The organism is Sorangiineae bacterium MSr11954, assembly GCA_037157815.1.
GTDB classification, from domain to species: domain Bacteria; phylum Myxococcota_A; class Polyangia; order Polyangiales; family Polyangiaceae; genus Pendulispora; species Pendulispora albinea.
Map to the genome: position 1 here is coordinate 255,799 of CP089984.1, position 21,427 is coordinate 277,225.

Annotated in this window: 18 protein-coding genes; 7 read left to right on the top strand and 11 right to left on the bottom strand. The window is 66.1% G+C overall.

Going from position 1 to position 21,427, the window contains the following annotated elements; translation table 11 throughout:
* Positions 1-45 precede the first annotated feature (45 nt).
* The 4 genes from LZC94_01040 to LZC94_01055 are packed head-to-tail and all read right to left on the bottom strand — an operon-like array spanning position 46 to position 5,798.
* Complete coding sequence (locus tag LZC94_01040) at positions 46-1,293, bottom strand: glycosyl hydrolase family 18 protein (GenBank protein WXB15865.1); 1,248 nt, start codon at positions 1,291-1,293, stop codon at positions 46-48.
* A gap of 33 nt (positions 1,294-1,326) precedes the next feature.
* Complete coding sequence (gene chrA, locus LZC94_01045; GenBank protein ID WXB15866.1) at positions 1,327-2,508, bottom strand: chromate efflux transporter; 1,182 nt, start codon at positions 2,506-2,508, stop codon at positions 1,327-1,329.
* A gap of 26 nt (positions 2,509-2,534) precedes the next feature.
* Positions 2,535-3,824: a DHHA1 domain-containing protein gene (locus LZC94_01050; protein WXB15867.1), complete on the bottom strand. Its 1,290-nt coding sequence runs from the start codon at positions 3,822-3,824 to the stop codon at positions 2,535-2,537.
* A gap of 36 nt (positions 3,825-3,860) precedes the next feature.
* A complete protein-coding gene (locus LZC94_01055; GenBank protein WXB15868.1) occupies positions 3,861-5,798 on the bottom strand; it encodes a KUP/HAK/KT family potassium transporter in 1,938 nt (645 codons plus the stop codon).
* 788 nt (positions 5,799-6,586) lie between these two features.
* Between LZC94_01055 and LZC94_01060 the strand changes: the two genes are divergently transcribed.
* The 7 genes from LZC94_01060 (at position 6,587) to lnt (ending at position 16,475) form a co-directional block, all read left to right on the top strand.
* A complete protein-coding gene (locus LZC94_01060) occupies positions 6,587-8,305 on the top strand; it encodes a mechanosensitive ion channel family protein (GenBank protein WXB15869.1) in 1,719 nt (572 codons plus the stop codon).
* 253 nt (positions 8,306-8,558) lie between these two features.
* On the top strand, positions 8,559-10,475 hold the full coding sequence (locus LZC94_01065) for a neutral/alkaline ceramidase (protein ID WXB15870.1): 1,917 nt from the start codon (positions 8,559-8,561) through the stop codon (positions 10,473-10,475).
* A gap of 73 nt (positions 10,476-10,548) precedes the next feature.
* Entirely contained in the window at positions 10,549-11,649 is a 1,101-nt protein-coding gene (gene add, locus LZC94_01070; protein ID WXB15871.1) for an adenosine deaminase, read from the top strand.
* A 344-nt stretch (positions 11,650-11,993) separates the two neighbouring features.
* The gene (locus LZC94_01075) at positions 11,994-12,716 is read left to right on the top strand and encodes a hypothetical protein (GenBank protein ID WXB15872.1); all 723 of its coding nucleotides are present in this window, start codon (positions 11,994-11,996) and stop codon (positions 12,714-12,716) included.
* A gap of 378 nt (positions 12,717-13,094) precedes the next feature.
* Positions 13,095-14,147 carry an SGNH/GDSL hydrolase family protein gene (locus tag LZC94_01080; GenBank protein WXB20338.1) on the top strand — a complete coding sequence of 351 codons (1,053 nt, stop codon included), beginning with the start codon at positions 13,095-13,097 and terminating at the stop codon, positions 14,145-14,147.
* A gap of 10 nt (positions 14,148-14,157) precedes the next feature.
* Positions 14,158-14,793, top strand: a complete 636-nt coding sequence (locus LZC94_01085; GenBank protein ID WXB15873.1) for a hypothetical protein — start codon at positions 14,158-14,160, stop codon at positions 14,791-14,793.
* Positions 14,790-16,475, top strand: a complete 1,686-nt coding sequence (gene lnt, locus LZC94_01090) for an apolipoprotein N-acyltransferase (GenBank protein ID WXB15874.1) — start codon at positions 14,790-14,792, stop codon at positions 16,473-16,475. Before LZC94_01085 ends, lnt begins: the two co-directional genes overlap by 4 nt.
* Here the strand turns inward: lnt and LZC94_01095 are convergent.
* From LZC94_01095 to LZC94_01125, 7 genes are all read right to left on the bottom strand, one after another.
* Positions 16,360-17,259: a hypothetical protein gene (locus tag LZC94_01095; GenBank protein ID WXB15875.1), complete on the bottom strand. Its 900-nt coding sequence runs from the start codon at positions 17,257-17,259 to the stop codon at positions 16,360-16,362. The two genes, lnt and LZC94_01095, sit on opposite strands and share 116 nt — an antisense overlap.
* Positions 17,260-17,273: 14 nt before the next feature.
* A complete protein-coding gene (locus LZC94_01100; protein ID WXB15876.1) occupies positions 17,274-17,849 on the bottom strand; it encodes a CGNR zinc finger domain-containing protein in 576 nt (191 codons plus the stop codon).
* Between the two features lie 11 nt (positions 17,850-17,860).
* A complete protein-coding gene (locus tag LZC94_01105) occupies positions 17,861-18,895 on the bottom strand; it encodes a Xaa-Pro aminopeptidase (GenBank protein ID WXB15877.1) in 1,035 nt (344 codons plus the stop codon).
* Between the two features lie 40 nt (positions 18,896-18,935).
* A complete protein-coding gene (locus tag LZC94_01110; protein WXB15878.1) occupies positions 18,936-19,625 on the bottom strand; it encodes an SAM-dependent methyltransferase in 690 nt (229 codons plus the stop codon).
* 3 nt (positions 19,626-19,628) lie between these two features.
* On the bottom strand, positions 19,629-20,105 hold the full coding sequence (locus LZC94_01115) for a hypothetical protein (protein ID WXB15879.1): 477 nt from the start codon (positions 20,103-20,105) through the stop codon (positions 19,629-19,631).
* 164 nt (positions 20,106-20,269) lie between these two features.
* Positions 20,270-20,677: a hypothetical protein gene (locus LZC94_01120; protein ID WXB15880.1), complete on the bottom strand. Its 408-nt coding sequence runs from the start codon at positions 20,675-20,677 to the stop codon at positions 20,270-20,272.
* A gap of 306 nt (positions 20,678-20,983) precedes the next feature.
* Entirely contained in the window at positions 20,984-21,400 is a 417-nt protein-coding gene (locus LZC94_01125; protein ID WXB15881.1) for an HIT family protein, read from the bottom strand.
* Positions 21,401-21,427 lie beyond the last annotated feature (27 nt).

The window sequence follows — 21,427 nt, forward strand, 5'->3', positions numbered from 1 at the left end:
TGTGTCGCGGATTACGGGCTATACCATCGAAACGATTTCACCGCATCAGCGACGCTGTGGGAAATAGCTTCGGACCATCTCGAAGAAGGAGCGGCACCCGGGGCGATCGGGCTCCCCTCCGATGCTCCAATACGTGATTCCGCCGAGCTTTCCTTGTTTCGCTTCTCGCACCTTCTCTTCCAACGATTCGAGATCGTCGAAGAAGAGATGATCGCCGTTGGCCAGATAGAGATTCGGGGCGCGGCCCGGCTCGAACGGTTTGGAGGCCATCGTACAATGGCTCATGTGGTCGGTCGTGGTGGAATAGGAGCCGGAGAGCATGGCCTGACAGCGGATGAGCGGCTCGCACGCGATCGTCTGGAAATTATCGGGAGGCTGCTCGGGGCCATAGAGGCCATAGTTGGGGAGGCCGAGTATGAATTTGCCATTCCTCTGTCCGCCGGCCACATTTCCAATGTAGGCCACGGCCTCGTGGACCCAACCGAGCGGCGAGACGGGGCCGGGGTGCTCGCCTGCCTCGTAGTGGAAGTCGTAGGTCATCACATGGACTTGATCGGCGGCGGCGGAGAGCGCGTCGTAGTCGAAAATGGGATGGGGCTCGCCCGCCTCGACCGGCACCGCGAGCGATACGATTTTGCCGGCCGCGTGCATGGCGGCCGAGAGCTCGCGGATGAAGGTGGAGAAAGCTTCCCGCTCCGTGTCCCGCGTTTGCCCCGGCCCGATGCCGCGCGAAAAATGCTCGTAGTCGATGTCGAGCCCATCGTACCGATTGGAGACCGCGAGCGCGACCAGGTTCTTGACGTGCTCGCGGCGCACCGCCGGATCGTTGATCATCGTGTGCGCGTACAGATAATCGGGTTTGACGGAGGCCGCGACCAGCGGAACCAGCTTGGTGCGTTTTCCCGAATACGTGGTATGCGCGAGCACGCGCCGGTCGTGAAATCCGCCAAAGGGCGTGGCGCGATCGGCGGGGTGATTGGCAAAGGTCGTGGTCGAGTCCATGCGCCACCACTTGGGGTGGACGGCGTCGAAGGTGCGCGCGTGGCGCGCGAACGTGTCGTAGCCGAGATCCGTCATCTTCGGATCGGCGGGGAACTCGTGGAGCCAGCCGCAAAAGCGATGGTCCGCATGACCGTGACCGTGTGGCTCGGCCGCTTCGAGCGCGCCTTCGGGGGGTGGCGGCGCCGTGGAATCGGCTTCGGCGGTGGTTCCCTCGGCGCGGGGGGCTGCGCCGCAGGCCGCCATCGAGGGGAACGAAACGAGGAAAAGAACAGCGACGGCTCGTAGTTTCATGCCGACTCCTATCGAGGAAGCTGAGCGGACCCGTTACATGGCCCAGGCACTGTACCACTCGAGCGCGAGTCCGGCGAGGCCACCTCCGAGCACGAGCCATGCGGAGTTGATGCGCCATCGCAAGAGCACCGCGGCGCTGGCGAGCGCGAGGAGTACCGTCGGCACATCGACCAATGCCGTGCGCGCGAGCACGAAACCGACGACCGCCATCAGCGCGAGCGAGGCGGCGTTGACCCCGTCGAGAAAGGCGGAAAACGTAGGCGATTGACGCAGCTTGGGCAGGATCGGGCCGCTCACCGCGACGAGCGCAAACGAGGGAAGAAAGATGCCGACGGTGGCCGCGATAGCGCCCGGCATGCCCGCGAGGACGTAGCCGATGAATGTTGCGGTCGTGAAGACGGGGCCGGGGGTGAACTGTCCGATGGCGACGGCGTCGATGAGCTGGGATTCGGTGAGCCAGTGCGTTTGCTCGACCAGGTCCGTGCGCAAAAATGCGAGCAGCACGTAGCCGCTGCCGAATACGACGGCGCCAATCTTTGCAAAGATGAGAAACAGCTTCACCAAGCTGGGGGCGGCGTGGGCAATCGCCGGGGCGGCGAGGGTGGATGCGGTGAGGGCGGGGGCGATGGTGGGCGTGGCGATGGGACCCCATGCGATGGTCTTCGCGGCGGTGTTGTTGCCGTCGTTGCCATGTCTGCGCGATGCGGCGCGCGCGAGGGCGTGGAGGACGCCGGCGCCGGCGAGGATGGCGACCGGTGCGGCGCCCAGCGCGTGCGCGATGGCTGCCAGGGCTGCAAGGGCCGCGAGCCACTTCGATTTGATGGCCGTGCGCGCGAAGGCGACGAGGGCTTGCACGATGACGGCGATGATGACCGCCTTGATGCCGTGAAGCACGCCGTTCGCGGAGGGGAGCCAGCCGAATCGGACATAGGCCCACGCGATGAGGGTGACCAAGAGTGCAGCGGGGAGCACGAAGCAGGTGCCGGCGACGAGCAGGCCGCGCCAACCTGCGCGTCGATAACCGACGTAAATGGCGACCTCCGTGGAGCTGGGGCCCGGGATCAAGTTGGCGGCGCCCACGAGGTCGAGGAATTGCTCGCGCGTAAGCCATCCGCGCCGGCGGACGAACTCGTCTTCCATCATGGCGATATGGGCGGCGGGGCCGCCGAACGCCGTGGTGCCGAGGCGCAGGAAGACGAGCGCGAGCTCCTTCATCGCGTTACTCGATCACCTAGCACCCGTCACCCTGCCACCCTTTCATCCTGTCTCGTTGGCAGCGCGTTCACGAGGTCCTCGAAGCGGCGCGCGGGTGGGAATCGGCCTTCGGCGCGCTCTTTGTTTCCGCCTCCGCGTCCGCCGAGGCTCTTGGCGGTCGTCTTGAACCACGTCCCGCAGTCGAAATCGGCGTTCGCGCCGCGCTGGACGATGACGATGAGATCGCGGCTGTCGCGGTCGATGGTGCCGGTGAGGGCGATGACGTCGGCGCGCGCCGTGAGCTTGCCGGAGAGGGTGCGCAGCATCGTGAGGTCGTCGTTTTCGCGCAGGAGCGCGATGACCGTGTTCGTCCCGGTGCGCGGCGCGTGCTCGGCGAGGGCGCGCTCGGCGATGAAGCCGGCGAGCTCGCCGCGCACCTGGGTGAGCGCCTCGGTGCGCGCTTTGAGCTCCGCGCGGAGTTTGTCGACTGCGGTGGTGACGTCGAGCGGGCCGCACGTCAGGTCGCGGGCGAGGCTCGAGAGGGCGCGCTCTTTGTCGCGCATGTCGATGAGGGCGCGGCCGGCGGCGTGAAACGAGAGTCGGATCTTTCCTTTGTACCGCTCGACCGAGGTGATACGAACTACGCCAATTTGTCCGGTGCGGGTGCAGTGGGTGCCGCCGCACGGTGTGAGGTCGAAGCCCTCCACCTCGATGAGGCGGATGCCGGAGGACACTTTGGGCGCGCGGCGCAGGACCAGGGCGGCGAGCTCTTGGTCCGTCGGAAACAATTGGCGGACGATGACATCGTCGCGTATGACCGTGTTGACCCGATCTTCGGCGCGCGCAAGATCGCGCTCGTCGACGTTGGGGACGTCGATGTCGATGGTGCAGCTGGTGGCGCCGAGGCGCGCGGAGACCGTGTCGGCGTCGGCCGCCTGCACGAGGGCTTGCGACAGCATATGTTGCGCGGTGTGCTGCGCCATGTGATCGCGGCGGCGATCCCATTGGATCGCGCCGCGTACGTGGCTTGCGCGGGCGATGCGTTCGAGTGTGGCTCCGGCCGCCTGGTCGCAAAGGTGATGAATGACGCCGTCGTCATCGACTTGGACGTCGACGATGGAGAGCTCGGCGTCCCCGTCCGCCTCGCCTGAGGCGCCTGGGGTGACGACGAGGATGCCGCGATCGGCGAGCTGGCCGCCCGCCTCGGGGTAGAACAAAGTGCGGTCGAGGACGATCGACGGGCGGCCTTGAAAGGTCGATGCGCTCGGGCGCGCCTCGAAGGTGGTGGCGAAGGGATCGTCCCAATAGAGCTTCTTGGTCGGAGATGGCGCGGTCATGCTCACATGGCCGGGTGTACCACTGGGCCGCGCGGGTTACAAATCCAGCTGAATGCCGATTTCGATGACCTGGTTCACCGGGATCTGGAAGTGGAGATCGGCCGCGATGGCGTTTCGCTGCATGTAGCCGTAAATCAGCTCGGCGACCCGGCCCATCGCGCCGGTGTCCAGGCCGAGGACGCGCTCGCGGCCCAGAAAATAGGTGACCCTCTCGGGGTCGATGCGGAGCTGTTTGCGCTCGGCGGCGCGCTGCACGATGTCGGGGACGTTCGGTTGCTCCATGAAGCCATAGCGGGCGATGACTTGGTAGAAGCCGCTCGGGAGCTCGATGACCTCGACCCGGCGCTCGCGCGGGACCACCGGAATGGTCTCGGTGATCACGGTCAAGAGCAGCACCTGCTCGCTCACGGCGTGCATGCGCTCGACGACGTGGGCCAAAATGGGCGGCATGTGCTGCGTGCTCGACGCCATGAACACCCCGGTTCCGGGCGCGCGAAAGGCGGCCTTCTCGATGATGCGCGGGAGCGCGTCGTGGATGGAGCCAAAGCGCTGCGCATATTGCTCGATGACCAACGTTCGGCCTTTGCTCCAGATGAGCATCGCTCCGATGAACGCCATGCCGATGAGCACCGGGACCCAGCCGCCGTCCACGATCTTCATGGTGTTGGCGAGGAAGAACGGGACGTCGAACGATAGAAAGAGCACGAGGACGAGCAGCGCGATCGGGGTGGGCCACTTCCAGGTGTGGCGCATCACCACGTAGTACACGATCGACGTGAGCATCATGGTGCCGGTCACCGCGATGCCGTAAGCCGACGCGAGCCTTCCGGACTTCTGGAAGCCGACGACGAGGAGGAGGCAGAACGCCGCGAGGAGCCAATTGATCTGGGGGATGTAGATCTGCCCTTCGGTGTGCGCGGCCGTATGGCGGATGTTGACCCTTGGAAAATAGCCGAGCTGCTGCGCCTGGCGGGTGAGGGAGAACGCGCCGGAGATGAGCGCTTGCGATGCAATGACGGTGGCCGCGCTGGAGAGCGCGACGAGGATCAAGGTGGCGGGCCCCGTGGGGACCATGGCAAAGAAGGGGTTCTCGAAGGCCGAAGGGTCGGACAAAACGAGGGCGCCCTGCCCGAAGTAACAGAGGACGAGCGCCGGCATGACCATGGCGAGCCACGCAATGCGAATCGGGCGCACGCCGAAGTGCCCCATGTCCGCATAGAGCGCCTCACCGCCGGTGACCGCGAGCACGACCGATCCGAGCACGAGAAATCCGGGCATTCCGTGAGCGGCGAAGTACCTCACGGCGTGGTGGGGCGAGAGCGCCGCGAGCACCTCGGGTCGTTTGACGATATGGTAGACGCCGAGCGCGCCGATGGTGAAGAACCACGCCGCCATGATGGGGCCGAAGAAGGCCCCCATGGTGCCCGTTCCACGTCTCTGAACCGCGAAGAGCGCGACCAGGATCGCGCACGTGAGGGGTACCACCAAAGGCTCGAGCGACGGGTGCGCGATGGCGAGGCCTTCGATGGCGCTGAGCACCGAAATGGCGGGCGTGATGGCCCCATCGCCATAGAGCAGCGCCGCGCCGATGACGACCACGATCGCGATGGCGGAGATGCGCAGCGCGCCCGTGGACGCGCGGAGCTTTTCGGGAACGATGGCGAGCAGCGCGAAGATGCCTCCTTCGCCGTGGTTGTCGGCGCGCATGATGAAGGTCAGGTACTTCACGGTGACCACCATCGCGAGCGACCAGACGATGAGCGAGAGCAGCCCGAGCACATCCTCGGCCGCGACCCGACCTCCGTGTGCCGTCTCGTGGAGGCACTCGCGCAACGTATAAAGCGGGCTCGTTCCGATGTCCCCGAACACGACACCAAGGGCGCCCAAGGTCAGCACGGCGAGCGACGCCTTCGGCGTATGCGAAGCAACGGCGGCCGAGCTTTCTGCCGGAACCGAAGCGGGACTGTTCTCCATGCTCGCGCGAGCGTAATGGTGAAGCTTCACCTTGGCGAGATCTCGCCTGCATGGGGCGGGCCTGACGGTCGTGCTCGCGTGTGGCGGGGGCGAGGGTGTCCGGGACACCCGGATTTTGTCGCGGGACAGGGGGTGGGGCGGATCGACCGCTTCGTTTCTCGATGAAATCGTGTGATGCGGAGTTGGCGTCGAACTCGCAGTGGGGCTGGTTAGGTCAGATGCGCGGTGCGCCGGACATCGCGTGGTAAGACCGAAGACGATGGGTCGCTAATCGGTAAGAGTGGGAGGCGACAGCCCCCGCATGCCTCGTGAGCTTCTTAGCCAGAGTCTCCACAGCGGAGGGCGGAATAAGCGAGGGTTCCCATGCGACGGGTGACGGGAAGCGCAGCGGGCGCGGACCGGTGGCCGAATTCCTCGTTGGGGCAGCTGCGTCACGAACAGCTCGTATCCACCGGACCTATTCTCTCCACCTTTTTCGTCTGGTTTCGAAAAGAAAGCCAGCAGCAGAATGTGTGCGATTGCGCGGAGCGCTTCGTTCGCGCCGTCGTTTTGTCTCGCCCCGCGGCGCGCGCCCCGCGCCCCGCGCCCCGTGCAGACGCAGCCTTGACGGCTCAGGCGTTGCAGCTCCTCCCGCACGTTTGCAGCGGTGCCCCCGACGTCGATCCAAAACGACCCGAGCCGTCCGCGACCGGAGCCCCCACGCAAAAGCTAAACCCGCGTCGCGTTCGAAGACGAACGGTGCGCGAACGGTCACGGTGCCGGGTGCTCGGTGTGCATCAAACGCCTACATGGGTTTGCCTGCGCTCGACCTGATTCTCCACAATTTGGTCGCGCTCGGGGTCACCGTGGTTGCGCTCATGCTCGCGGCGCAGCTGCTCTTGACGGTGCTGCTGCGGATCTCCAACCGCGTACTCCGTTCCTCCTTATTGGGTGGTGAGGCGGGGGCACATGCGGATGCGTTTCGGCGACGCGTGAAGCGCACCACGTTGATCGTGGTTGCGGTCATGAGCGCCTTGCTCCTGATGGGCGCCGCGGCCCTGAGCTTCATAGGCCTTCGCGCCCTGGGCTTGCTCAAAGCATGGTTCGGCCACCTCCGGCACGAGGACTTTGCGGCCGCCGGCGTGCGCCTGGCGTATGCGGGGGGCATCCTCGTGGCCGCGTTCATCGCCAATGCACTCGTCCGCTCGTGCGTCGATACCCTCGAAAAGGTGACCGAACGCTCCGCGCGGCTCGAGGCGAGCCGTGCGCTCGTGACGGAGGCCTTGCTTCGCCTTCGGACCGCGCTGCGCACGGCGGTTACGGCGGGTGCGGCCATGCTGGTCAGCCTCACCTTGAGTCTACCCGCGGGCGTTCACCGCGTCGTGGTCTCCGCCGCGTACGTCCTGGTGGCGTTGTCGACGTGTCGCTGCGCCGTCGTGGTGGCGCACCTGGTGGTCGACGTGCTCTTCGAAACGTCGAATCGGTTCAGCAAGCTCGAGAGCCCTCTCAAGTACCTCGGCAGCCTCACGCATTTGTCGGGTGTCACCAAGCGAGCCATCGATTACTTCGCATATGTGGGCGCGGCCACCTGGGTCGCCGATCGGCTCACCCCCGATACGTGGATTTCCCACGCCGGTCGCGTGGGTATTCGAATCGTGGCCCTCTTTTATGCCGCGCGCGTGTTGGTCGAAATCTGCCTGCTCTTCATCCATGAAATTTTCATGAACAAGACGGCCGGACACACCAGCGCCGAGATTCGGCAGCGAAAGACGCTGGTGCCGGTGGCCGTCGGTGTCTTGCGGTACGGCATTTACTTCTCCACCATCGTCATGGTGCTGCGGGAGTTCGCCATCGATCCCACACCCCTGCTCGCCGGCGCCGGAGTGCTCGGCGTCGCGGTTGGTTTTGGCGCCCAGTCGTTCGTCGGCGATATCGTGGCCGGCTTCTTCATCTTGTTCGAAAACCTGCTCCTGGTCGGCGACGAAGTGGAGGTGAGCGGGGTACGCGGCACGGTCGAGGAGATCGGCGTGCGCATCATCAAGATTCGGGATGATGCGGGCGTGCTGCACGCCATTCCCAATGGTCAGGTTCGGAAGGTCGCAAACCACTCCAAGGTGTATGTCAAAAGCGTGGTCGACGTGTATGTCCCGTACGACGAGGACCTCGCGCGCATTCGCGCGATGCTCGAGTCGGTCGCCGAGGAGACCCTTTATGCGAAGGTGGGTGAACGCGTTCGCGTGGAGGTCCGGGTGCAGGAATTGGGGCAAGGCTGCGTCTTGCTGCGCGTGATGGGCCGCGTCCCGCCCGGTAAGGACGACGATATCTCCATTGCCTTGCGCGCGCGCATCCTGGATGCCTTGCGGGGCGCCAATATCATGACCGCACCGCGCCCCATGCAGGTCGCACTCCCCGAGAGCGCAGCGTTGAGGATTGCCCCTCCGGCCGCTCCATCCCAGGTCGAACAAGCCGAGATGACCGAGTCGGGCGAAACCATGCCAACATCCATTTTCAAACCGCCCGCAGCCTGACGTCAGCTCGAGCGAAAAGCATGGGATCGGGCCTTGACGGCCCGCGTCGGTCCAGTAGTTTTGCGGGCTAATTCGATATTTCGTACGGAGGGTCGAAATGCGCAATCCGATTGGACGTCGGTCGTTCGCTGCAGTTGCCCTTGTTCTCGCGCTCGCAGGTAGCTCGTACGGCTGTTCCGCCGATGCCCCCGCAAATCATGAAAATGAGGCCGACGCCCGACCGAGCGCGTCCACGTTATGGGAGCCGTATCTCGTGGGGAGGGGCATCGCGGACATCACCGGCGAAGCGGCCGAAGGCCACGGCGCCAATTATGGCCGCCTCGATCAGGTGACGCATGGAATCCACCTTCGCCAGCGCTCCCGCGCGTTCATCGTGGTCGATCGCAACAGCGGCAAGCGGGTCGCGCTGGTCACGACCGATGCAGGGTCGATGTACGCGAGCGTGCGGCAAGCCGTAGTGCGCAAGCTGAGCGAGCATTACGGGACACTCTACAACGATCGCAATTTGCTCCTCGGCGCCACGCACACGCACGCCACCCCGGGTGGATATGCCGATTACAATCTCTACAACATCGTAACTTTCGGCTTTCACCAAAAGACGTTCGATGCGCTGGTCGATGGAATCGTGGAATCGATCGACCGCGCCCACGCCGATTTGAGCCCCGGCGTGATCTCCCTGGGCCGCGGCGAGCTGTTCAACGCCAGCGCCAACCGCTCGCGCGGCGCCTTCGAGCACGACCCGCAGTCCGACCGGGCGCCGTTCCCCAACGGAATCGACCCGACCACCACCGTCCTTCGCTTCGACCGCGCCGGCGCGCCGGTCGGCGCCATCGATTGGTTTGCCACCCACGGCACCAGCTTGCCCGGCGAAAATGGATTGATCAGCGGCGACAACAAAGGATACGCCGCCTACCACTGGGAGCGCGAGGTCGCCGGCGTGGACTACCGGCGCGGCGTTCCCAGCTTCGTCGCGGCCTTTGCGCAGACCAACCCCGGCGATTTGAGCCCCAACCTCGCCCTCAAACCCGGAACCGGCCCGACCGACGACCCCTTCGTCAACACCCGCATCATCGGCACCCGCCAATACGAAGGCGCGCGCGCCGTCTTCGACCATCCGAGCGAGACCATCGGCGGGGATATCGATTACCGATTGTCCTATGTGGACATGAGCTCGCTCGTCGTCAAACCCGAGTTCACCGGCGATGGCCGAGAGCACACCACCTGCTCGGCGACCTTGGGGGCGAGCTTTGCGGCCGGGAGCACCGAGGACGGGCCGGGGCCGGAGATCTTCAAAGAGGGGGTCGGCAACAATCCTCTGATCGAAATCGTGACCAAGGCGCGCTATGTCGCCTCGCCCGAGCTCCGCGCGTGCCAGGCTCCGAAGGATATCCTCCTCGACACCGGGGCGCTGGGGTTTACGGCCAAGATCCTGCCGATTCAATTGCTTCGCATCGGGCAGCTCTACATCGTCTCTCTCCCGATGGAGCCCACGGTGGTCGCCGGATTGCGCCTGCGCCGAAGGGTGGCGAGCCGCCTCGGTGTGCCGCAGAAGAACGTGATCGTCGCCGGCTACTCCAACGATTATGCGGGGTATTTGACCTCGCCCGAAGAATACGATCAACAGGACTACGAAGGCGGTCACACCATGTACGGCCGCTGGCAGCTCCCCGCCTGCGAGCAGGAGCTTGCGCGCATCGCCGACGATCTCAAGGCGGGGCGCGCGAGCGAACCGGGGCCCAACCCGCCCGATCTGTCCGGCTCCCGTCAGAGCTATCAGCCCGGCGTGGTGATGGACGCGCCGCCCATCGGCTACGCTTATGGCGACGTGGTTTCCCCACCCGCCGAGCGCTATACGCGCGGGCAGCAAGTGCGCGTAGAGTTCGCCGGCGCGCACCCCAGCAACGATTTGCATCGCGGCGGCACGTACATCGAGGTGCAGCGTCAGGACGGGCAGAGCTGGCTCTCCGTCGCGGACGACGGCGACTGGTCGACCAAGTTCCATTGGGCGCGCTGGGGTGTTGCCGCCTCCTCGGTGGTGGCCACATGGGACATTCCCGACAACACCGCACCCGGCACCTACCGCATCGTGTACCGCGGGGACGCCAAGTCGCTCTTCGGATCCATCACGCCCATTGGCGGCGCCTCCCGCACCTTCGTCGTCGCTCCCTAACACTCGACACGGAGGCGCGGAGGTGTACGTGCGGCGTCATGCGTGAAGCGCCGGAGATGTGGTACGCTCGGCCATGCTGGCCAACCCGACCAACACGGTCCCCCTCGCGGTCTTCGAGAAGTTGCCAAAGACCGATCTGCACGTCCACCTCGATGGATCGCTTCGCCTGAGCACAATCCTGGACCTCGGGGAGCGCTACAAAGTGGCGCTCCCCGGCGACAATCCCGATTCGCTCCGCAAAGCGATGCACATCGGCGAAAACTGCGGCTCGCTCGTCGAGTACTTGAAGGCGTTCGACGTCACCCTCAGCGTGATGCAAACCGAGGAGTCGCTGCGGCGCATCGCCTTCGAGCTGGGCGAGGACGCGGCACGTGAGAACGTCCGCTACATGGAGGTGCGCTACGCACCCATGCTCCATACACGGCGCGGGCTGAAGCTCACCACGGTGGTGGAGGCCGTGCTCGAAGGGCTGCGCGCGGCGCGTGAGAGATACGGGGTCGAATCCAATGTGATCCTTTGCGGCATTCGCAATGTCTCGCCCGAAATCTCGCTCGAAATGGCGGAGCTCGCGGTCGCCTACAAAGGGCGAGGTGTGGTCGGCTTCGATCTGGCCGGGGCCGAGTACGATCACCCCGCCAAACACCACAAGGCCGCCTTTCAGCTGGTACGTGACAACAACATCAATGTGACCATCCACGCGGGCGAGGCGTACGGGCCCGAGTCGATTGCGCAAGCCATTCACGTTTGTGGTGCCCATCGCATCGGCCACGGCTGCCGCCTGCGCGAGAACGGCGATTTGCTCCACTATGTGAACGATCACCGCATCCCGCTGGAGTGCTGTCCTTCGTCCAACGTGCAGACTGGCGCGATCCGCGAGCTCTCGGCGCACCCGCTGAAGCTCTACAAGAATTTGGGGCTGCGGGTGACCGACACCACCGACGGCCGGCTGGTGACCGACACCACCGTCTCGCGCGAGCTATGGCTTTGCCACACGGAGATGGGTCTCAGCTTCTCCGATTTGAAGCAAATCATCCTCTCCGGCTTCAAGAGCGCGTTCCTGCCGTTCCACGAGAAGCAGCAATACCTGCGCAAGGTGAGCGAAGAGCTTGCGGCATTTTCCGATGATGTGGACGATGTCATGGCCCTTCAATCGTCACCCGCACCCGCCGAATGAATGCAACGCTCGGGGGCCTGCCTTGACAAAGCTTTCCTCACGCCTCAAACAACGCGGCTCATGATTTGTCACGAGGTGCTCTTCGAATTTGGTGAACGCGGAGCGGGGCCGTAGGGCGGAAGCATCGAGAATTCTCGAGCATCTTCGAGCCCGGCTCCGTCTCATGGCTCGTGGTTCGTGGTCCGCGATCCTGATTCGTGATTCGCAATCCCGCGAATCCTCGGTCTCGCGAACCCGCGAACGCGGGCAGCCGGCCTCGGTGCTTCGTACGCATCGAGGGACTCGTTTTCTCGTCTCGATGGTTATGTGCCGGAGCGCGCGCTCCGACGCCAGAGGATACGTCCATGCCACCCGATAACCCCCTTTCGCCCCTTCGAAAAACGCCCCCCCGGGCCGATCCCGACTCCGGACGGATCTCGGTGCGCCAGCCCGCCTACCGCGAGACGATCCTGGCCCCCGCGCAATCCGAATACCGTCACGTCGCGCGAAATCGCGCCACCGAGCACGTTGCCAGCGTGCTGCTCGCCGTCTTCCCGAGCGCGCGAGGGGCGGGGCTCACCTTCGCGGACGAAACGATCGCCGGCAGCCTTCCCCGCAAGTTCGCCTCCGCCGTGGAGGAGGGGGTTCGTGCGGCGGCTGCGTGCGGTGTCGTTACGGGGCACCCGGTCGTGGACGTGGCCGTTTCGCTCCTCGACGGCGAAGCGCGCGGCAAAGATTTGCACGCGGACGCCTTTCAGCTTGCAGGCTCCACCGCGTTCGAACGGGCATGCTTGGACGCCGGCCCGGTCATCCTCGAGCCATTCGTCGCGCTCGAGATCGTCGTGCCCCAGGCTCACGCCGGCGATGTCGTGCGGGGTCTCGAAGCCCGTCGCGGCGTCGTTGCGCGCGTGATTCCGCGCGGCCACGCCGTGATGATCGTCGCGCGTGCACCGCTGGGTATGACATTCGATTACGTGTCTCGCCTTCGGGGCCTCACCCACGGCCGCGGCACCGCCACCATGGTACCCGACGGCTACGAAATCGCCCCGCGAAGCGTGGTCGAACAGCTCCTCGCGCACGTAGATTGAAACGGGAATGCCCCCCGCGCTGGATTCAGAGGCGCGGGCGCGGGCATGAACATTTACAATTACGCGCTACACGGCATATGTCGCGTTGTCCCGAACTCGGTGTGACGATGACGCAACTGAAGGGTGTCCTCCGACCAGGCGGGTGATGCGTCGCGTTGGTGGATTTCCTTTGGCGATACAATGAACTCGCTCATGGCCACTTGACGGGAGGCATGCATTGTCATCCCTTTAGCGACCCGCGTTGGGGCTTGCCTTCCCCGCATCTCGGCGGGGTTTGTCGCGTTGCCCACCGCTTACGTGAAGGAGAGAGATGCCGTGAACAGACGACTCGTTGGTAGCAGGCCGCCCCTTCGTTTTCTTCGGTATGGTATTCACCTCATGCTGGCGCTCGTGCTGCTTTTGATCAGCGGCGAAGCGCTGGCCAATACGCTGACCCAAAATACCTCGTGGACGATCGACCGCGCGAATACGTCGACCAAGCATCGGGTCGTTGCCTACGGTGACTCGATTTATGCCGGCTACCAAGGGAGCTTGTCGAACGTCGCCCGGCGCTCGGCCACCTGGGTGCAAGGCGAGTACCTCTCCAACACCTGGAACGCGGACATCGAGGTGATCCGCCGTACCAAATCCGGCGCCAAGGCCGATGACATCTACGACAACAAAATCATCGCCGAGAAGTCGTACATGCAGGACGCCAGCACGAAGGTGGTCGCCTTCGAGATGTGCGGCAACGACTTCTTGCAGGCCCGCAGCGCCTTCGCCGGGCAGTCGGGGACGTGCGATATCGGCGTCATCGACAACGCCCTCGCGACGTGCACCAAGTACCAAGAGCTGGCGATGAAGGCCATCAACCAGTACGCCACCACCGCCAAGGTCAAGATTATCATGAACCTTTATTACCCGGGCTACGACGCCGACAATGGCCAGTCGTCCTGTACGGTGAACGGGGCCACGGTGAACAAGCAGGCGGTGTTCTTGCCCCGCCTCGCGCGCAGCAACTACCGCGCGTGCGACTTCGCGCGCCGCAATGGCTTCCAGTGCGTGGACGCGTTCGCCGAGTTCATGGGCGCCGACTATGACGCGAACGGCGATGGAACCGTCGACTCGCAGGCGCTGCGCTGGTCGTCCACCGAGAGCGAAGATCAGTACGTGAACCGCATCACCTCGGTGCTGCGCAGCACCATCCGCGACGCGAACGGGCACCTGGCCTCGCCGAACACCAGCTACGACTACATCCTCTCCGACAACACCCACCCGACCTTCTCCGGCTCGACCATTTACGTCGGCTTCTTCGGCGGCACCGGCACGGGATCGGGCGCGCCCGATTACTCCGGCGGCCAAATCGTCAATGGGAAGAATCCCATTTACAACCAGTTCGGCCACGAGCGCGCCGGCTGGGCGCACTCGCTCTTCAACCCTGCCACACCCTGAGCGCGAGTCCGTGACCGTGCGAGCCAAAGCTGCATCACCTCGGCGCACCGTCGATCGCGACGGGGTGGTCGAAATCGAGCTCCCGCGCAAAGGCGGGGCGCTCCTTTGGCTCGCGCTGCTCTTTGCCATCGCCGTCGCGGGCCTCGTTCTTTACGTTCGGGGCCGCGCGCCCTCCGCCCCTCTGCCTGCGCGGCCGATGGCCGAGAAGGAGTCGCCGGAGGAACCGCCGCGCCAGATGCCGAGCCTTCCCGGTCCAACCGCCATGAACGACGAGCCGTCTCCACCCGAGGCCCCCGCCCCCGCGGCCGAGGAGCCTTTGGCCGCACCGGCGGCATCCGCATCGTCGCTGCCCGAGGGGATCCGCGCTTTTCCGCGGCCGGGCACGAAGCGGATCAAGGTGGGGATCGTGGTGCCCGAAGATTTCGAGCTACCGCCGGGGTATGTGCGCCACTATCAAAGTACGGATAAGGGCGAGGGGCTCCGGCCCATTTTGATGTTTCACCCCGACTATGCGCCAAAAGACGATCAGGGGCATCCCTTGCCGATCCCCGCCGATCGCATCGTGCCGCCCGAAATGGCACCCCCAGGTTTGGCCCTCGAACGGCTCGAGGTGCCCCTCGATCCCTACGCGGATCCCGAGCGTTGAAGCGCGCCGCCATCTCCCTCGCGGGCGCCATTGGATCGGCGGCGCTCCTGGCGATCCTCGCGCGCGTCTCGGGGGCGTCGTTCGTCGTAGGGTTCGTGGCGCTGGTGCCGTGGTTGATCGCGCTCGCGCGGACGCGCTCGCCGCTGGAAGCCTTGGGGGCAGGGCTCGCCATGAGCATGGCCTTCGTGGTGGCGGTCTTCGATTGGCTGCCGCCCACGATCGAAAGCTATGCAGGTGGAAGGTCGCCATGGCCTTGGGTGCTGCTCGTAGCCTTGGCACCGATCCTGGAACCACAATTTCTGACCTTTGCGCTGGTGCGCCACCTCGTGGGGCGCTCGCCTGCGCCGCGGGCCATGGTGCGCGCCGTCCTCCTCGGGGCCGCGACATACGTGGCAACGGAGCTGCTTTCGGACAAGCTGCTCTTCGACACCTTGGGGCAGGGGCTCTACCCGTCGCGGGCGCTGCGGCAAGGCGCGGATCTCGTGGGCGTCCACGGGTTGACGCTCATGCTCCTCCTGGTCAACGAGGCGGTGGCCGCCACCCTCCGCAGGCACCCCAAGCCGATGTCGCGCGCCGCGTTCGCGCCGATGGCCGGCGCGCTCGCGCTGATCGCCGCCTGGTTCGGTTACGGATGGATCCGTTGCGCGCAGTTCGATGCGCAGGCCGCTCGGGAATCGCAAGGGCCCGTCGTCGGCGTGGTGCAGGCGAACCTGACCGAGTACGACAAATTGCGGGCCGAGCGCGGCGCCTACGATGCGGTGCGCCTGATCCTCGCGGAGCACGATTCGCTGTCCGACGAGCTTCGCCGCCATGCGAACCCCGATGTGATCGTGTGGCCCGAGACCGTGTACCCCACGACCTTCGGCTCCCCCAAGAGCGAAGCCGGCGCGGCCCTCGACCTCGAGCTCCTCGCCACGGCCTCCGCCTCGGGCGCGGCCCTCGTCTTTGGCGCCTACGACACCGACACGGCGGGCGAGTACAACGCCGCGTTCTTCGTTTCGCCCACGCCGACCGCGCACCCGCCCACCGTAACCACCTACCGCAAGAACCACCTCTTTCCCTTCACCGAGCACGTGCCCGCGCCCTTCGACACGACCTGGGTGCACGAACAGCTCCCGTGGGTCGGCCACTGGATCCGAGGCCCCGGCCCCGAGGTGGTACCGATGAAGCTCCGAGACGGCCGGACCCTGTCCGTCCTCCCGCTCATCTGCTACGACGCGCTCTCCTCCGAGTTCGTTGCCAAGGCAGCAAACCGCGGCGCGGAGCTGATCGTCACCCTCTCGAACGACTCCTGGTTCCCCGATGCGCGCGCGCCCCGATTGCATGGGGTATCCGCCGCCTTTCGCAGCATCGAAACGCGCCTCCCCCAGGTGCGCGCCACCAACTCCGGCATCTCCAGCGTGATCTCACCCACCGGCGACTGGCTCGCCACCGCAGGCTGGAACGAGCGCCGCGTCCTCTCGGCCAGGGTGCCGCGCGCCTTGCCCGGCTTCGTCCCGGCCGTCCACCTGGCACCGTGGCTCGGCCCCACCTTGGCGTGCGCCGCGCTGGTGGCGCTGCTCGTCCTCAGAACAAAAGGCGAAACGCGACGTACGCCGGCACCAGCCCAAAGTACGCGAGCCAACAAACCGACTCCGCGATCCGGCGAACGGGGCGCGCGCGGCCGGGCGCGATCGAAGTGACGAGCAGCGCGAGCGGCTCCACGCAAAGACGCACGACGCTGGCGTAAATCACCAGATACGCCGTCGTCCCCGCCCAATACGTGCCGAACGACCGCAGGTACGCGCCCAGCCCAAATGCGTAGTACTGCCCGAACGCACCGCCGAATACGATGTATTGGTCCAGGCGAAAAAGAATCACCGCGAGCGCCAGCGGCAGAACGAGCCACTTTGCGGCCAGGAGCCAAGCCCGCGGCCGCGCGTGCCCGCGCTTGGCATCGGCGTACGCCACCGTCGCTCCACCCGACACCGTCACCGCCTGCGCGCGCCCGTCCGCGAGCGATCCGAGCTGCCCGAGCACCGCACCGGCGTCGTCGACCGCCAGCCGAAAGCGCCGTCCCGAGCTCGTGGTGAGCACCAACCCCGGTTCGGGCAACGGCAGCGCGAACGGCCGGATCGACCCGAGCGCCGCGCGCGGGATCTCGATGCGCGCGCGCCGCAACCCGAGGACCCAATGCGCGCCGTCCACGTCGAGCGTCCCCGACACCCAACGTCGCACCAGCGCCACGGCCAACCATGGAACGCCCGAGAAGAGCGCCAACCCGAGCGCGACCGCCAGCGGCGGCGCCGTTTGCGTCCCATCGACGAAGTCGTACACGATGTGCTCGACCAGGTAGGCCAGATTGGTGACCGCCACCATCTGCAACGCCACCGCGCCCACCTGCGCGACCGACGAGTACGCGCGGACCGCGACGCGCAGGGGGCGCTCCCCCGAGATCGAAACGGACGGATCGAAATCGTCGGACATGGCAGCTCGCGCGCTCAGACCCGGTTCCGTTCGCGGTAAGCACGCGCCTTGGCCACCCCGCCGCACGTTCGCATTTCGCACCATCGCCGCAGGTGGTTGCGGCTCGTATCGACGAACAACCACCCGCACGGACTTCCCTCGCACTCCCGAAGGGCCCGCGCGCGCTCGGGCGACCGAACGAGCGAGAACGCGGACCACGTGACGCGCTCGAGGATGCCGCGGCCGGCCGCGTTCTCCGGCCAAACGAGCGCGAGCCGCTCGTCGCGCGGCTCCAGGTGGCTCGCTTGCAGCGCCCGTTTGATCTCGCGTTCGAACGCGAGCCGCGCGGCCGCCAAAGGCTCCTCCCGATGGGCGAGGGGCACCAAGATTCGGCGGAGCAGCACCCGCAGCCGGTGCGCGTCCTCCACGAGCGAGGCGGAAGGCTCAAGGTGCCCCGGGCCATCCTTGCGGACGCCGGGGATCTTCGCCTCGGAAGCCCAAGCGAAGAGCGCTTCGGCGCTCGTCAGACGATCGTTGACGGTGTTCTCACCGGTCCAAGACGACGTATTGACGAAATCGAGGCAGAGCGCCCCGCCGACGAACCGAAACATCGCCGCGCAGTCTAACGCGTTCCTCCCGCGATGGGAGCTACATCGAGCCCGAGCTCACGCATGGGAATGCGGTAGATGTCACCCTTGCGCCCGTCCGCCACGCCCGCGACCGTGCGATCGTCCCTCGGAGCGTCGAAGCGCTCGCCAAGCGGCCCGGCGTGCCGTCGCCCGGAGCTGAAATAGAGCCACTTTCCATCGGGCGAGACGCTGTGATTGAACTCGGAGGCCGCCGTGTTGACCGCGGTCAAAGGCCGGGGCTTCTCCCATCGACCCTCGATGCGACGGCTGAAGAACAGATCGTAGCTGCCCACGCAGTCCGGCCGGCGCAGCCCCGCGAAGATCAGGTAGCTCTCGTCGGGCGCGATCCACGGCTCGACCTCCAGCCCGGCACCGTTGATCGCGTCGCCGAGGTTCTCGGGCGCTTGATACACGCCGTCCTTCCAGCGGGAGACCCAGAGATCCGTCTTGCCGGGACCGCCCAGATCCGCGCCGAAATGGAGGTTCCCATTCTGCGCGACCGCGGGCGACCAGCGATCGTTCGTGCCATCGTTGACCGGCGCCGGAAGATGGCGAGCCTCGCCCCACGGGTCTCGTGCGCCCCGTGCGCCCTGCGCGTCGCGCTCGGCCACCCAAATATCGTGAATGGGGCGCGGTGCCTCGCCGGGTTTGCCGCCCTCGGGGCGATTCGAAATGAAGAACACCCGACGGCCATCCGGGGAAATATGCGGATCGGCGTTGCTGTAGTGGGCGGCAAAGCGCGGCTTGACCGGCGGGGACCAATGTCCGTCCGGGCCCAGGCGCGTCTCCAGGATATCGAAGACCTCGAAGGCATCGTCTGCCCGCCCGAACAGGACGCTCCGCTGATCGGGCGAAAAAGCCATGAAGAAGTCCCACGCCCCGGTCGTGAAGAGCCCCGCGCCGTACAACGCTGCGCCCTTCGGCCCCGCCTCGGGCTGCGCCGCGCCGGGGGACGCACGGGGCGATGCGCGGCAGCCGGAGAGGCCGATCGCGAGCGCCGCGCAACCGCCCAGCGCGTAACCTGTCAAACGCCACATATAGGTGACGTAGACGATGGGCCGCGCCTTGTCAACGCGCCGCCGGCTCCGCGAGCAGCAAGCGGTTCTTCTCCGTGATGGCGTGCGGAATGAGCTCCGTGCGAACCGTATAACCGTGCAAACGAAGCCGCATCGCGCGCTCCACGTCGATGGCGAGGACCGGATCGAGCCACCCCTCGAGGCCGCCCGTCGCGCACAGCCGCACGTCCTGGCAGCAGGGGAGTACGGCCACCCGCGCCGATGCGGCGACGGCGCGCTCGATGACCCGATCGGTGAGCGTCCCGCACGCATGCACGGAGACGACCAGATCTTCGGGCCCCACGTCCACCTCTTCGATCCGGCGCTCCACCCGCTCGATCCGGCCCTCGATCCGGGGCCACCCCCGCACCATGGCCTCGGCGATCTTGGCGGCGCTGATGGGAATTCGAATGTCGGCCGCGATGGCGCGAGGCGACGTATCGTCGAGCAACATCAGGATATGGGCGAGGAGGCCGTGCCCGCACGCCAGATCCACGATACGGCCCCCGCGAAAGCGCCGGCGCACCCGCCGCGCCACCTCCCACGCCTCGAAGAGCTCCTTGCGCGGCAAGCACTCGGCCTCGCACACCGCGCGGCCGATGGCATGAAAGAGCGAGCCATCGGGGAAGCGACCGAGATCGCGGCGCGTGAGCCGCGAGCGGCTCGATGGATCGAAGGGGAGGCGAGGGGCCGAAGGGTTCACGCGCTACCGTCGCAAAAAGGCTACCACGCCCCAAATCACCAGGCCGACCAGGGCGAGCAGCACCCCCACCGCGATGACGGTGAGCCTCGACTCCGCGCGCTGAAAGCGCTTTACCCGCGCCTCGAACTCCGCGATCGCGCGCTGCGCCTCCGGCGTATTGCCCTGGATGCGCAGGCGCATGGCGATCGCCTCCAGGCGATTGGCCGCCACCTGGGAGACCCCGTCGGCCTCGCCGTCCCGCAGGAGCGGATAACATTGGAGCCCTGCCTCGACCAAGGCCTGCCAGTGGCTGGGAAAATAGCCCGTGGTGAGCAGCTGCTTCTGCCGCGCGGGATCCGCCTGCGGCAAGAGCGCATGAAACTCGGTCAGCGCCTCCAATTGCGCGGCGACCCCGGAGGCAGGACGCGCGAGCGTGCCGCAGTACGCGCAGATACGCTCGGGTACGTGGGCTCCACATTGTACGCAGCGCGCGGGATCCATGCTGGCAGCTTATAGCTTACGCCAAGCGCCGCCGAATCCCCCCGGAGCACCACCGTAGCCTGCCGTGCACGGAATATTTGCTCGCGTAGACGCTACGATTGAAGCGGACCGCGCCGGGCCGAAAGCGCGCGGACTCGGTTTCAAAGCCACCTTCGAACCGCGAATCAGAAGTGCGCGTCGCCGGTCGCGTGCATCGTCGTGGCGGCCTCGGAGTGAGGCGCCCGGCCGATCGCGCCCTCCATCCGCTCCGTCGACCATCGCTCGCCCACCCCGCCATCGTCGTCTTGCAGAAGGTGCACCGCCGGCTCGGCGGCCAACGTTTGCGGTGGCGTGGGCACGCTCGGCTTGGGCGTGCCGAGCGCCACCAGCGCGGAGCCCGCGCGCAGCAACGCCACGGCGACGAGCGCCGAGATGGTGGCGGCCACCAAAACCCGCTGCGCGAGACGCTCGCGGACCGCGTGAACCTTGCTGCGCGCAATGTCGCTCGAGAGGCCGCGGGACGTCTGAGAGGGGTCCCAGGCCGCGGATGGCTTACGCGCCTCGTCGATCGTATCCTCGATCCGGCTATTCATGATGTCCCTCCGGGCACGGGACGAGGCGGCCATAGCGGCCTTCCTCGGTATCGGCGAGACGGCATTTTACAGTCGCGAGAACCACATATCTTAAGTACATGGTGAGAGCACGATCGGCTAAAAAAAGATGGCCGGGCCGAACATCGATCCAAGGTGCGCCTCAGGAGTATGATGTTCGCCATTCACGCGACGCGTTGCCATACCGCAATTGCCGGCAAATTCGTTGTCGCGATTCTCGACACATGGCCGAGTCGTACCATCCGATGCCCGCGCTTCGTGTTGGGACCCGCCCTCGAGCAAGCGCTTTCAGGGCGCCTCGAGGCGTGCGCGGACGCGCGCGGCGACCTCGTTCATCGCCTCGTCGCTGGCGTACTTGGTGCGGGGCCAGAAGAAGCCTTTCAAGCCGTCGCCCTTTCGCCGGGGCACCACGTGCACGTGCAAATGGGGGACGCTCTGACTGACCTTGTTGTTCATGGCCACGAAGGATCCCTCGGCCTCGAGCGCGGCCTCCACCGCCCGCGCGACCCGCTGAACCACGGGAAAAAGGGCCGATAACCCCGCCGGGGGGAGCTCCGGGAGCGTCTCGACGTGGGCGCGCGGAATCACCAAAACGTGCCCGTGAAAGAGCGGCTTCTTATCGAGAAAGGCCACGACATCCGGCTCGTCGAGCACCCGCGCCGCGGGGAGCTTGCCGCCCGCGATCTCACAAAAAATGCAACCCATACGGCGCCCCATCTTATCGGCCCCCGC